Source organism: Lewinellaceae bacterium, assembly GCA_020636135.1.
Classification (GTDB): Bacteria; Bacteroidota; Bacteroidia; order Chitinophagales; family Saprospiraceae; genus JAGQXC01.
The window spans coordinates 234,919-248,664 of the sequence record JACJYK010000003.1 but is presented as its reverse complement, the minus strand read 5'-3'; the positions used below and the strand labels follow the sequence as shown (position 1 = coordinate 248,664).

Here is a 13,746-nt window from a genome sequence, read left to right as displayed (position 1 = left end):
GGTAATTTGACTACAGCAGAGCTGCGGCCGGTGAGTCTAAAAACCAATCGGCGGGATGGTGCAGCGGTTGGATGATCTGGGCCGGATACAACATGGCATCCCGTTCACCTTCGATCACCTGATAGACCGCAAGGGCTTTGGCTACGCCAAAGGCCAGGAAAGATACCCGGTGAGCCTGATTGATCAGGGGAGCGGTCAAAGTGATGCGGAACTCCTTTTCATCCGGCACATACAGGGCTGATACGGTGGGAGTTGTTTCGTTGATGACCGTACTGCCCGGAAATAGCGAAGCAGTATGGGCATTATCACCCAGTCCCAGTAGGACCAAATCAAAAGACACCGGCTGTTCCTGAAAATGACGTCCGATTTGAAGTGCATATTGATGAGCGGTTTCCTCCGGGGTTAATGAGGTATCCATTACAAATACCTTGCTGTGGTCAATCCCCAGCGGTTTGAGCAGGGTTTCCCAGGCCATATGGGCATTATTCCTTTCGTGATCCGCCGGAACGTACCGTTCATCACCAAAGAAAAAGTAAACTTTCTCCCAGGAGACCGCATTGCGGTAAGGAGGTTTGGTCAGCAGCTGATATACACGCTTGGGTGAGTTGCCCCCGACCAGGACAAGATTGCACCGTCCGGACCGGGCTATTGCTTCTCCGGTCTGGCGGGTTATATAAGCAGCATAGGCGTGGATCAGCGTATCCTCGTCGGGATATATGTGCAGGCTCATGATTTGGTTAAGTGGCTGGTTGGTGAAATAGAATACCAATGAAACCCATCCTGGGCTATCAGTGCCTCCGCGGTCTCCGGCCCCCAGGTATTGGCATTGTAATTGGGAAAATCGATGCTCTTTTTAGTCTCCCAGGAATGCAGAATGGGCATCAGGATCTGCCAGGCAGCCTCTACCTGATCTCCCCGCATAAATAGGGTTTGATCGCCTTCCATGGTATCCAGAAGCAAGGTTTCATAGGCTTCCGGAGAATCGGTTCCATAGGTGCCGTCATAATTAAATACCAGATCAACCGTGTTCAGGATCATTTCAAGACCCGGCCGCTTCGCCTGGACCTGTAGCCGGATACTCATCTCGGGCTGAATGCTGATGATCAGCCGGTTTTGCCGCCAGTTGTCGATCGCTGAATCGGGAAATACCATATGCGGCACATCCCGGAACTGAATGGAAATGATGGTGGCCGATTGATGCAGGCGCTTGCCGGTGCGAACATAAAATGGAACACCGTCCCATCGCCAGTTATCCACAAAAAACTTGATTGCTGCAAAGGTCTCGGTATTGGACTGAGGATCCACCTTTTCTTCTTCACGGTAACCAGGCACGATTTGTCCTTCTATCCAACCCTCCGAATACTGACCACGGACTGCATTCTTTTTGATGTCTTCCGGTTTAAAGGGGCGCATGGACCGCAAAACATCGACTTTCCGGTTGCGTACCTCGTCAGCTTGGAAATTAATGGGGGTCTCCATAGCGATCAGACAGAGCAACTGCAGGATGTGGTTTTGGACCATATCCCGTAATGCACCGGCATGTTCATAATAGGACCCGCGACCTCCGATGCCCAATTGTTCGGTCACTGAAATTTGCACGTGTTGGATGTAATTACGGTTCCAGATCGGTTCCAGGATCGAATTGGCAAAACGGAACGCCAGGATGTTTTGCACCGTTTCTTTGCCCAGGTAATGATCAATCCGGTAGATCTGACTTTCATCAAACAGGCCGCAAAGCAATTGATTGAGTGAACGTGCAGAATCAAGGTCATTACCAAATGGTTTTTCAATGACGAGCCGGTGACGGGAAACATCGTCCGCCATTTTGTGATCCTTAAGATGCTGTGCAATAACCGGGAAAAACTCAAACGACACGGCCATATAATAAATGATGATCGGCTCTTTACCCCATGTTTTGGTACATTCCGCAATGAATTTTTTTAGTGCCGTGTAGGTCTTGTCGTCTTTGATGTCTCCGGGATGATAGGTAATGTTATCAGCGAATTTTTTCCAGGTTGCTGCGTCTGCATTACCCTTCCGGGAAAATTTATTGACGCCTTCCAGCAAATGTGATCGCATTTCTTCTTCTTCCAGCGGTGATCTGCCATTGCCATAGATGGCAAAATGCTCCGGCATGTATTGATCAAGGTAGAGATTATACAGCGCAGGGTTGATTTTACGCCAATTCAAGTCTCCGGTTGCTCCGAAGATGACAAAAAGAACAGGTTGTGACGGATCGATAATCATCGGGTTTGCAGTTTATGGATCAAGGATGGATATTAATCTATTTCGGGCCACTCGGTGTGAAATACACCTTCTTTATCAATGAGCTCATAGGTGTGAGCGCCAAAAAAGTCCCTCTGCGCCTGGATCAAATTGGTTGGTAACCGGGCGGAGATCAGTGACTGGTGGTAATTCAGGGTTGTTGCATACACCGGTATTGGGTAGCCGGAGGATATAGCCTGAGCAGTGACTGTACGGGTAGCTTCCTCGCATTCAGCCAATGATTTTTGAATGCCGGCATCCTGCATCAGATGCTCCAGATCGGTGTTATTCGTAAAAGCGGTATAGATCGTCTCCAGAAAGCGCGAACGGATGATGCATCCTCCCCGCCAGATGCGTGCAATTTGACCCAGGTTAAGTGCATAATTGTATTCGGAAGAAGCGCGGGAAAGGAGGTGCATACCCTGGCTGTAAATCAAAACCATATTAAAGAAGAATGCTTTCTCCAGCATTTCCGTGTGCTCTTTGCGGTTGCCTTTCCAGGGTTGTGGAGGGGTCACCTGTTTCGCAAGTTGATTACGCAATACACCATATTTGGAAAGGTCGCGCATGGACACGGCAATATCGATGCTGGGTACGGGTACCTGCAGATCCATTGCGATTTGCGATGTCCATTTGCCGGTACCTTTGGCTTTGGCCTGATCGCTGATATCATCGACGAGCATATGGCCAGTATCCGGATTTTTAACGGTAAATATCGTGGAAGTTATTTCCAGCAGGTAGGACTCCAGGCGACCTTGATTCCATTGATCAAAAAGTACTGAAAGTTCCTCATTCGAATATTGCAGTCCCCTTTTGAGGATGGCGTAAGTCTCAGCGATCAGTTGCATCAGGGCATATTCGATGCCATTGTGAACCATCTTTACAAAGTGACCGGAAGCGCCGGGTCCGATATAGGTCACACAGGGATCTCCCTGAACATGCGCCGCAATGGCTTCAAACATGGGTTGCACATGACGATAAGCTCCGGCATCTCCACCAGGCATCATACTTGGCCCTCGTCTTGCACCGTCTTCACCTCCGGAAACGCCCATGCCGATAAAATGAAAACCTTGATCGGACAGGTCCTTTGCACGGCGATCGGTATCTGTAAACTTGGAATTGCCTCCATCGATGATGATATCTCCCGGTTGCAGGTGGGGTATCAGGTCAGCCAGGACGGCATCTACGATTGGACCGGCCGGAACCAGCATCATCATCACCCGTGGCGACTGCAGTTCGGCGAGAAATGCATCCAATGTCGAGAAGCCGTGGACCTTATCGCTGGACTTTTCATTTTCCAATCGTTGTACCTGGTCGGCGTTCTTATCATACCCTGCTACGGAATAACCATGATCGGCCAGATTCAGCAACAGATTTCTTCCCATCGTACCCAGCCCGATCATTCCGAAGTGAAGCTGCCCTTCGCGTCTATTTTCCATGTTTATTTTTTTAACATTTACAGCACCTATAAGACAAATTCAAATCCTTACAGGTCACTTGGGGTTATGGATTACCGATCAAAACAAATAAAACCGGTCAGGGAATCTCAGGTAACAGGATCAGCAGGTATTTTCTGTTTTTTCTTGTATGGACGGATAATTAATCCAAGAGGACGGTCATAGTTGAAATAATTTCCCATCCAATCGATAAAAGTTACCAGTTTGTTTCTGAAGCCTACCAGGGACATGATGTGCACAAACATCCAAACAAACCAGGCAAAAGGCCCTTTAAACTTCCAATGCGGTAAATCAACCACGGCCCGGTTGCGGCCTATCGTCGCCATGACTCCTTTATTGTAATAAGCAAAAGGCTCCAGGGGTTGCTGGCGGATCAGTCGTTTTAAGTTTTTCGCCAGATGTCTCGCTTGCTGGATACCTACCTGGGCCAGCATAGGTAAGCCTTTCGGATTGGCATCATCCACATGGGAGGCGACATCACCCAGGACAAATGCGTATTCGTAGCCCGGGATCTGATTGAAAGCATTAACGGTAATCCGGTTTCCTCCTACGATCAGCTCAGGTGGAAGCCCCGGGATGGGGTTGCCCTTCACCCCGGCTGTCCAGATCACATTATCGGTGGCCAGCTCGGTGCCGTCTTCCAGTTGTATTCTCTGATTGGTATAACTTTTCACCTTGGAATTCAGATGAACCTGAACGCCCAGGTTTTGCAGGTATTTCAGACTGAATTTTGAAGACTTATCCGACATGTTACCCAGCAGTTCATTCCCTGCTTCAAAAAGGTGAATGGACATCGTTTTGAAGTCAATTTGCGGAAAATCCTTAGGGAGTACGTAATGCTTCATTTCAGCGATGGCTCCGGCGAGTTCGATCCCGGCGGGTCCACCCCCGATGATTCCGATGTTCATCAGTTCATCCCGCGCTCCCGGATCATAGGTGGCGATGGCTTTTTCCAGATTCTGCATCAGGAAGCTCCGGAAGTCCAATGCATCCGGGACAGATTTTAAGGTCAGCAGATCTTCCTTGATCGGCTCAAAGTTGAAAAAGTTATTGGTGCTTCCGGTTGCAATGACGAGGTATTCGTAGGATAACGTTCCGGCCGTGGTTTCCGCTTTTTTGGCCGGCAGATTCAAACGCAGGACCTCGGCCATTTGAAAACGGACATTCCGGTATCCCCGAAAAATCCGGCGCACCGGATAAGCGATGCTGTCGGCTTCCAGGCCTCCCGTGGCTACCTGGTAAAGGAGTGGCTGGAAGGTGTGGTAATTGTTCTTATCAACCAGCAAAACGTCGAAGGGGGCGTTTTTTAAGGCTTTTGCCAGGGTGATTCCGGCAAATCCGGCACCGATAATCAATACTTGGTGATGTTGACGTTTCATTTGATAACATTTAACATCCGTCCACCGGTCAATGTTTGCCGGGAAGCTGTTAATTCTGCGTTAGGATTGTGTTTTCCACCAGTCAGGCAACTGGCGCAAGACAGCCAGTTCTTTATTTTTTTGACGGGCTTCGCTTGCCGGGTATCCGAAATAAATGCCTTTTCCGGGAAGGTCTTTGGACACTCCCGATTTAGCCAGGATGATGGCCTGATCACCGATTTTCAGGGTTTGGGCGATCCCAACCTGGCCATAGATGACTACCTGATCCCCGATGATGGTCTTGCCACTGATCCCGGTTTGTGCGGCGATCAGACAATGTTTACCGATGCGGACTCCATGTGCGATGTGTACCTGACAATCGATTTTAGTCCCCTCACCGATTATCGTGTCGGATGAAACGCCACGGTTAACGGTTGAACCGGCACCAATTTCAACATCATCTTCGATGATCACCCGTCCGCCGGTATGCCATTTCAGGTAACGGTCACTCTCTTTTTTGAAATAAAAAGCATCGGTTCCGATTATAACGCCAGCCTGGATATTGACCCGGTTGCCGATCCGGGTATGCGGACCGATATAGGCATTGGCCTGGATGTAACACGACTCGCCAATCGTAACATGTGCACCAATCACCACATTGGGTTCGATAATGGTGCCGGCACCGATCTTAGCCGTCGGATCGATCTCCTCACGGGCAAAAACAAAAGGTCGGTGTTCTTTGACCAGCTCATTATAGACCTGGAAGGGCTGATCGGAAATCAATAAGACTTTGTGATCCGGACAATCGATCGCCTGATTGATGATTATTACAGTCGCTGCCGAGTCGATCGCTTTCTGGTAATATTTTGGAATATCGACAAAGGTGATGTCGCCGGCTTCGACCCGGTGAATAACGTTGATTCCACTGGCCAGAAGGGTGGAATTACCAAGGATATCCATGTTATAGGCAGCAGCAATGGTCGAAACGGGGATAGGCTGTTTGAATTTCATGGAAGCACCGGTTGATTGAAAAGTAAAATTGACAATAAATCTGTATTTTTCGTTTGTTTCATCAAAAGTTGGATACTATGGCAACCTCATTTAACCGTCGTCAGTGGCTTAAAGCAGGCCTTTTAGGAAGCAGTTTACCGCTTCTGCAACCGTGGCAATTACTCGATCATCTCCGGGAACCGGTGCCGGGTCCTTCGGGGAATATGCCTGTACGGCTTAACTCCAATGAAAATCCTTTTGGACCCTCAAAGAAATCCCGTGAAGCCGTCATGGCCTCGCTGGATGAAGGCAATCGCTATCCGCGGACAGCCATTAACAAATTAAAAGAGGCCATCGCAAAAAAGGAAGGAGTCGGTGTCGATCAGGTCCTGATTACTGCCGGATCCACGGAGATCCTCGGACTGATGGGGCTTATCTACGGACTGCGGGGAGGAAATATCGTAGCCGGTGATCCTACGTTTGATTACCTGATGATCTACAGTGAGCTCATCGGAGCCAAATGGAAGCGGATACCGCTTACACCGGATAAATATTTTGACCTGGAAGCGATGGGTAAAGCAGTGGATGACAACACCCGGTTGATATTTATCTGCAATCCCAATAATCCGACTGGAACCTATATTCCCAAAGCAGAGGTTGGAGCTTTTTGCGAAAAATATGGAAGCAGTATACCCATCTTCATCGATGAGGCATACATTGAGTTTACCGATGGTGGAGTCAGCAATTCATTGATGGATATGGTGACAGCCAATCCCAATATTGTGGTGGGACGGACATTTTCCAAAGTATACGGATTAGCCGGTATGCGCATCGGTTATGCACTGGGGCATCCGGATACCATCAAAGTCATGCAGCAGTTCTGCATGGGTCGTATGATCACACCCAGCGTACCGTCCATGTACGCCGCACTGGCCAGCCTGGAAGATGAATGGTTTACGAGTATGACCGTCGAGAAAACCATCCAGGGGAAAGCCATGGTTTACGATTTCTGCAAACAACAACAGGTACGCTACATTCCGTCGCATACCAACTTTATCTGGTTTGAAGCAGACCGGTTCAAAGGAGATCTGGTGAAGACCATGGCGTCGAAAGACATTCTGATCCGTAGCTATTCCGATCAACCGGGATGGTATCGCGTAAGTATCGGAACACCTGATGAAATGCAGACATTCATCAATGCGGCGGGACAAGAACTGGTTTAATCCTGGTAAAAATTAAGATCCTCTCCGGTAAAATGAATAATTACCGGCTGCCGATCAATTCCTGATTACGGTATTCCTTAAACGTCTCCAGTCCACACTGCAGAAAGGCATTGTAGTCTTCGGCATCCTCCTTGTATCCACGGGGCCGGGCCATGACTTTTTCGTCCGGCGTTGTCAATACATACAATGGCTGCGTAATCTGGTTGAAGTTTACCTGCTGGAAGTCTTTCCATAGATAACCCACATTGCGGAGACGCTCACCGGTGATCTTCGAATAAACTTCGGTCGAGTCAGGAAGCGGTTTCCCATCGTCGGTATAAAGGGAGATCAGGACATAGTCATTTGCCAGTTTTTGCCAGACATCGTCCTTGACCCAGATGTATTCTTCGGTTTTGCGGCAATTTACACAACCATAACCGGTAAAGTCCAGCATAACAGGCTTATTGACTTCACGTGCATAGGCCATCCCTTCGTGATAGTCTTTAAAGCAATTCAGGTTATTTGCACATTTACTGTAAGAAGGATAGCGTGATTTAATCGCTGGATCCGGATCGGGAAGCGGTTTAAAATAATTGTAATGAGCCGGGGGAGCCAATCCACTCATCAGATTGAGTGCATTGTAGCTTTTTGTCCGTGGATTTCCCATGAATCCGGTAGCCAGATAGATGGTAAATGCCAGTGACACCAGGGCAAATGCCAGGCGCGGCCCGGAAAGAGACTTGCGTGGTCCGTCCAGTTTAAATCGCAACACTCCGAACAAATACAAGGTCATGGCACCAAAAATCAGGACCCAGAGCCCCATGAATAGTTCATATCGGAGAAAACCCCAGTGTGAGGTCATATCCGCGACCGATAAGAATTTCAAGGCGAGTGCCAGTTCAAGAAATCCCAGCACCACTTTTACGGTATTCATCCAGCTACCGGATTTAGGCAGGGAATTCAGCCAGGCGGGGAATGCGGCAAAAAGGCCAAATGGTAATGCCAGTGCCGTTGAAAAGCCTAACATCACTACGGCCGGCCCGATCTTTCCCGAGGTCACCGATTGGACCAGCGCCGTTCCGATAATCGGACCGGTACAGGAAAAAGATACTACGGCCAGGGTAAAAGCCATAAAGAATGTTCCAATTAATCCTCCTTTTTCAGCAATATTATCTGATTTATTCGCTAAAGCACTGGGTAGGGTGATCTCATAGATGCCAAAAAAGGATAGGGCAAACAATACAAAAATCAAAAAGAAGAGGCTATTTGAAATCCAGTTGGTGGATAACTCATTCAATGCTTTAGGTCCGGCAATGGCCGTTATCAGCAAGCCAATACTGACATAAATGATTACGATGGAGGCGCCATAGATCAATCCGTTGCGGATACCAGACTTACGGTCTTTACTTCCCTTGGTGAAAAAGCTGACAGTAAGAGGAATCATCGGGAATACGCAGGGGGTCAGCAATGCTAATAGGCCACCCAGGAAACCCATCACGAAAATCCAGAGCAAGCCGGAATTAGCTTCTTCTTCTTCCTCACAGTTACCCAGTGGCTGTCCTAACGTCTCCTGCAAACTTACCACCCGGTTATCGACCAATGCGGCATCATTGGGAATGGAGACATTGGGAGGAGTGGCAGCCAGCGTGCTGCCGGATGCATCTGCCAGAGGTATGATCAGGTTTTCCTGGACCGGAACACAGGATTCGTCATTACAGATCATATAGTCTACGATGACGGAAATGTTTATGGGAAGATGGTTTGCATGTATCTTTTGCTGGTAAGTAACGCCGTGCATTAATTTAACCACCTCCATATTGTCAAACAGAGGGTCTTTTCCTTCTTTTTTCTTCTCGGCCACCTCATTGGTGCCATCAATTCGTGAAAACTCTTCGCCTTCATTTTCCCAGATCAGGGAAGTTGGGATGGGGCCACCTTCATCCATAAACATGGAATAGATGTTCCATCCATCGTCAATGGTTGCATTGATGTTGATGATAAATTCATTGGGATTATCGGTGACGTCTGCGGTGGCATTCCAGAGGATTGAGGTGGGTTTCTGGAATCCGGTGGCCGAATTGACATTGAGCTCTTCGGTTCCAACCACGGATGACCAGGCGTTTTGATTTTCTTCTGCCGTTGCCGCAGGGGATGCCGGGTTTTCATTGATTTTTCCGGCCTCAGAGGTCTGTGATTCCGGAGTTTTTCCAGGTTTTTGCAGGGCAAATGAAAAATCAATGGATTTTGGTGGCAGGCAGGTGACCTCGTTACAGGTCATGAATTCAAGGTATCCGGTTATGGGTTTGCTGTAATCACTGACTTCGACACGCTGGGTATAGGTAGCTTCCGTATAAACTTTGATCACGTCCTGATCAAATAACTTATCGTACCCTTTTTTCACCTTTCCTTCTTCCTTCATTTCACCGAGGGAATAATGACTGTCTTCGTTGAAATTAAAGCTGGTTGGGACAGGTCCTCCCGGTTCCATATGGATGGAGTACGTATTCCATCCCGACTGGATGGTGGCCGTAAAGATCAGGTCAAACGTATTGCCATCAACATGTTTGGAAGACCATTGCCAGGAAACCGGATTAGGCTGAGAAAGTGCCCAGCTCGTCATCAGGGTCATGGCAAAAACGAATAACTGTTTCATATTAAATGAGTTAAAATAAAAACCGGCTTACCTATGAAAGCCCAAAAATAAGACCATTAATCCCAATAAGTAAAGGAGTTAAGAAAAGATTAACCATGCAAACCGGTCATCTGCCTGTGTTGAAGATCACAGAACAAAAGAGGTCTATTTCACAAGGATGAAGCAGATAAGCATACATTTCTGAACAAATGGTTTTACCGGCTATATGGTTATTATTGCCCAGCGCCTCACATAAAGGTCAGATAATGCAGGTAAAAACCGACCAGGATCATCAGAATATGTACGAACTCGGCCATCAGAAAGTTTCGCATCTGGATCAGTGTCATGGCAATAAAACAAGCCGCGAAAGGATATAATACGATTAAATGGGACCATTCCAGTGGATCAGCAAAGAGAGCGGATCCACCGGCAAAGAAAGAACCCCAGACCAGCACATCTATTTTATGGATCGCCTGTACATTCTTTTTCTTGACATAGTTGTTGTAATTGAACAAACTGCCCACCACTAGTAATACGATATAGGCATAGCGGGTATAGTGGATTGCATCCGATTTCCAGGGCCAGTTAAAAAACCCGGCGTGAGCAACCAGAACCTCGGGTATAAAATCCGCAATCCGGTTGTGCCAGACGTAATAATAAAAGATCAGCAGGAAAGGTACCAGCATGCCCAGTAATAACCTTGGGATATCAAGCGGCTTGACGTATTTGACAATGCTCTGACTTATGATCAGGAAGATGAGAAAGACGAAGTAGGGGAAATAGAACAACCCGGCCAAAGAAATCCAGAACCCGGTCTGGAAAACACTTCCGGTAAATTCAGGCAGTTTATACATCCGAAATGAATAGTTCAGGGCAATCAGGATAAAGGTCATGCCCATCAGTGCTGATGACAATCCGGACGTTTCCGGGATTAAACTGGTCAGGAGGGCATAGATCACCCCGGGGAAAAGGTTCTGCTCCCGCATCATGCGGTTGCGTATGATCAGGTGATTTAAGAAGACCGACTGAAAGAAAACCAGAACAATCATCAGGATCAGCTGGCCTGTTTTCGAGGGGAGGGCTTCAAATACCCAATCGCTGAAGATGCCTTGCGGATGTTCAGGGAATAGGGGATAGAAAAACATCGGCAACTTGAGCAGGCCGATGTAAAAGAGGAGTAAAAAACTGCGAAAGAAGTGATTTCTTCTAAATAAGCTTAACACAAACCCCTGAATTTCTTACGGTAACGCGGACAAAGGTATCTTAAATATTTCAATTGAAAGACCAATTTAACCTCTCCGTACCAATCCCGCAACACAGGATTTCCACCTCAGGCAAGTGTTTAAGGAATCCCGGATCATTCCGGAGTTATATTGGGATCCCGGATGAATTCTGACCGGATAGGGTTACCCTGCTAGGATAAATCTCGTATCTTACCTCACTATGATCAAGCACGGATGCTAGCGGAAATCAAAGCTTTTATTGAGCCTGAACTGTCTGAATTTCAATCCCGTTTCAAAGAATCCATGCGGAGCCGCGTGCCGCTTCTGGATCGCATTGCATTCTATCTGATCAAATCAAAAGGAAAACAGATTCGCCCCATATTTGTCCTTGCCACCGCGAAAAGCTGTGGCGGGATCAAAGAATCCACGTTTACGGCAGCTTCTCTGATTGAATTACTGCATACTGCATCATTGGTCCACGATGACGTGGTTGATAATGCGTACAAGCGCCGGGGATTTTTTTCGATCAATGCCTTATGGAAACATAAGGCAGCTGTGTTGGTTGGAGACTTTTTACTCTCTAAAGGCCTTCTTTTAGCCCTCGATCATAAAGAATACCAATTGCTGCACATCGTCTCCGAGGCAGTACGTCAGATCAGCGAAGGGGAATTGCTCCAAATGGAAAAATCCCGCGGGCTGAACCTTGATGAATCCATTTATTTCGATATCATCCGGCAAAAAACCGCGTCCCTTATCGCTGCGGCATGTGCTGCCGGGGCCTATTCCGCCGGCGTACCCCCGGAAATGGTTGAGCGGATGCGCCTGTTCGGTGAGACGGCCGGGCTATCCTTTCAGATCAAAGATGATCTATTTGATTATGGTAAAGAAGAAGTGGGCAAACCATTAGGCATTGACATCAAAGAGAAGAAACTCACATTACCCCTGATCTATGCCCTGAAACATTGTGATTCGGGAACCAGGAATCACATGATTCACCTGATCAAACGACACAGCGAGGACAAATCCAAGCGGGGTGAGATCATTGAATTTGTCCGCGGAAGCGGAGGTATTGAATATGCCACGGAGAAGATGAATAAGCTTGCCGATGATGCAGTACAGCTGCTGGAAGAAAGCGAAGGCCTTGTCAATACCGAGCACTTGAAGAACCTCGTTCACTTTATTATTGCCCGGCGTAAATAAAAAGGTTGCTATTTGTCAAATAGGGTACGCTCGATCCTGGCACCGAGTGCTTTAAGGCGGCCCTCAATGTTTTCGTAACCGCGATCGATCTGCTGGATGTTGTGAATGATACTTTCCCCGTCCGCACTCAGTGCGGCAATCAGCAGGGAGACCCCGGCCCGGATGTCAGGCGATGTCATTTCTATTCCCCGCAGAGGTTGCTTCCGGTTCAAACCGATCACGGTAGCACGGTGGGGATCACAAAGGATAACCTGTGCTCCCATATCGATTAACTTATCCACGAAAAACAATCGGCTTTCAAACATTTTCTGATGAACCAGCAGGCTGCCCTTTGCCTGGGTGGCTACTACCAGGATGATAGACATGAGGTCAGGGGTAAAACCGGGCCATGGCGCATCGTAGATGGTCAGAATGGATCCGTCGATAAAAGGTTGGATGATCAATTCATCCATAGCGGGCACGAAGATGTCGTCACCCTGAAATTCCAGTTGAATGCCCAGTTTTTCAAAGGTAGACGGTATGATACCCAAATGGTCGACTCCTGCTTTCTTGATGGTAATTGCAGACTGGGTCATGGCTGCAAGTCCAATAAAACTGCCGATTTCGATCATATCCGGGAGTATCCGGTGCGTGGCCCCTCCCAGCTGGGATACACCGGTGATGCGGAGCAGGTTGGAGCCTACCCCTTCGATGTTGGCGCCCATCTGGATAAGCATCTCACACAATTGCTGTACATAGGGTTCACAGGCGGCATTATAGATCGTAGTGGTCCCCTTAGCCAATGTAGCGGCCATGATCATGTTGCCCGTACCGGTCACAGAGATCTCATCCATCAGTACGTACGTACCGGTGAGTTGTGTGGCTTGCAGGGAGAAGGTATAATTTTTTTCATCGTAGATAAAGGATGCACCGAGTTGCTGAAAGCCATGGAAATGGGTATCCAGCCTGCGGCGACCGATCTTGTCTCCACCCGGTTTGGGGAGATAGGCCTTACCAAACCGGGCCAGGAGCGGCCCGATCAGCAGCACCGATCCACGGATACGCTGGGCATCCTGTTGAAAAGCATCAGAAGCAAAATATTCAAGGTCAATATTGTCAGCCTGAAAGCGGTACGTGTGTGGATCGATGCGGTCGATCCGGACGCCAAGACCTTTAATCAGGGTGATCAGTTTACGTACATCCAGTATGTCCGGTACATTTTCCAATACCACCGGCTCAGCAGTGAGCAGACAGGCGCTGATGACCTGGAGTGCCTCATTTTTAGCTCCCTGGGCAGTTATTTCACCCGATAAATTTGCATTACCCTGAACAATGAATGATTCGGCTGACATAATATAGATTTCAATGAATCCAGATGATCCGTCCGGTGGATCTCCGGTCAAAACAACAAAAAAGGGAAATGCCTATAGCACTTCCCTG

10 protein-coding genes are annotated in these 13,746 nt (G+C 48.0%); 2 read left to right on the top strand and 8 right to left on the bottom strand.

All coding sequences use genetic code 11. The features are described from left to right. Positions 1 to 10: 10 nt before the first annotated feature. The 5 genes from pgl to H6570_20275 all read right to left on the bottom strand — a co-directional run bounded on the left by pgl (position 11) and on the right by H6570_20275 (position 6,091). Positions 11 to 730 (bottom strand): 6-phosphogluconolactonase, encoded by a 720-nt coding sequence (gene pgl / locus H6570_20295; protein MCB9321631.1) that lies wholly within the window; start codon positions 728 to 730, stop codon positions 11 to 13. Next, on the bottom strand, positions 727 to 2,247 hold the full coding sequence (gene zwf, locus H6570_20290) for a glucose-6-phosphate dehydrogenase (GenBank protein MCB9321630.1): 1,521 nt from the start codon (positions 2,245 to 2,247) through the stop codon (positions 727 to 729). Before zwf ends, pgl begins: the two co-directional genes overlap by 4 nt. 32 nt (positions 2,248 to 2,279) lie before the next feature. Continuing rightward, the gene (gndA, locus tag H6570_20285; protein ID MCB9321629.1) at positions 2,280 to 3,704 is read right to left on the bottom strand and encodes an NADP-dependent phosphogluconate dehydrogenase; all 1,425 of its coding nucleotides are present in this window, start codon (positions 3,702 to 3,704) and stop codon (positions 2,280 to 2,282) included. Between the two features lie 107 nt (positions 3,705 to 3,811). Beyond that, positions 3,812 to 5,101, bottom strand: coding sequence for an NAD(P)/FAD-dependent oxidoreductase (locus H6570_20280; protein MCB9321628.1), 1,290 nt, complete (start codon positions 5,099 to 5,101; stop codon positions 3,812 to 3,814). 60 nt (positions 5,102 to 5,161) lie between these two features. Further along, positions 5,162 to 6,091, bottom strand: coding sequence for a UDP-3-O-(3-hydroxymyristoyl)glucosamine N-acyltransferase (locus tag H6570_20275; protein MCB9321627.1), 930 nt, complete (start codon positions 6,089 to 6,091; stop codon positions 5,162 to 5,164). A 77-nt stretch (positions 6,092 to 6,168) separates the two neighbouring features. On the opposite strand from H6570_20275, the gene H6570_20270 reads away from it, so the two are divergent. Beyond that, positions 6,169 to 7,293 (top strand): histidinol-phosphate aminotransferase family protein, encoded by a 1,125-nt coding sequence (locus tag H6570_20270; GenBank protein ID MCB9321626.1) that lies wholly within the window; start codon positions 6,169 to 6,171, stop codon positions 7,291 to 7,293. Between the two features lie 40 nt (positions 7,294 to 7,333). On the opposite strand, the gene H6570_20265 is transcribed toward H6570_20270, so the two are convergent. Together H6570_20265 and H6570_20260 are read right to left on the bottom strand one after the other, a co-directional pair. Then, positions 7,334 to 9,925: a hypothetical protein gene (locus H6570_20265; protein MCB9321625.1), complete on the bottom strand. Its 2,592-nt coding sequence runs from the start codon at positions 9,923 to 9,925 to the stop codon at positions 7,334 to 7,336. A 227-nt stretch (positions 9,926 to 10,152) separates the two neighbouring features. Then, positions 10,153 to 11,127 (bottom strand): hypothetical protein, encoded by a 975-nt coding sequence (locus H6570_20260; protein ID MCB9321624.1) that lies wholly within the window; start codon positions 11,125 to 11,127, stop codon positions 10,153 to 10,155. A gap of 234 nt (positions 11,128 to 11,361) precedes the next feature. On the opposite strand from H6570_20260, the gene H6570_20255 reads away from it, so the two are divergent. Further along, positions 11,362 to 12,327 (top strand): polyprenyl synthetase family protein, encoded by a 966-nt coding sequence (locus H6570_20255; protein ID MCB9321623.1) that lies wholly within the window; start codon positions 11,362 to 11,364, stop codon positions 12,325 to 12,327. 8 nt (positions 12,328 to 12,335) lie between these two features. Here H6570_20255 and murA read toward each other — a convergent pair whose 3' ends face one another. Then, positions 12,336 to 13,658, bottom strand: a complete 1,323-nt coding sequence (murA, locus tag H6570_20250; GenBank protein MCB9321622.1) for a UDP-N-acetylglucosamine 1-carboxyvinyltransferase — start codon at positions 13,656 to 13,658, stop codon at positions 12,336 to 12,338. Positions 13,659 to 13,746: the final 88 nt, after the last annotated feature.

Bases quoted from the DNA above. Each gene is read 5' to 3' on its own strand.
- pgl (MCB9321631.1), bottom strand. From the start codon at position 730: ATGAGCCTGCACATATATCCCGACGAGGATACGCTGATCCACGCCTAT.
- zwf (MCB9321630.1), bottom strand. From the start codon at position 2,247: ATGATTATCGATCCGTCACAACCTGTTCTTTTTGTCATCTTCGGAGCA.
- gndA (MCB9321629.1), bottom strand. From the start codon at position 3,704: ATGGAAAATAGACGCGAAGGGCAGCTTCACTTCGGAATGATCGGGCTG.
- H6570_20280 (MCB9321628.1), bottom strand. From the start codon at position 5,101: ATGAAACGTCAACATCACCAAGTATTGATTATCGGTGCCGGATTTGCC.
- H6570_20275 (MCB9321627.1), bottom strand. From the start codon at position 6,091: ATGAAATTCAAACAGCCTATCCCCGTTTCGACCATTGCTGCTGCCTAT.
- H6570_20270 (MCB9321626.1), top strand. From the start codon at position 6,169: ATGGCAACCTCATTTAACCGTCGTCAGTGGCTTAAAGCAGGCCTTTTA.
- H6570_20265 (MCB9321625.1), bottom strand. From the start codon at position 9,925: ATGAAACAGTTATTCGTTTTTGCCATGACCCTGATGACGAGCTGGGCA.
- H6570_20255 (MCB9321623.1), top strand. From the start codon at position 11,362: ATGCTAGCGGAAATCAAAGCTTTTATTGAGCCTGAACTGTCTGAATTT.
- murA (MCB9321622.1), bottom strand. From the start codon at position 13,658: ATGTCAGCCGAATCATTCATTGTTCAGGGTAATGCAAATTTATCGGGT.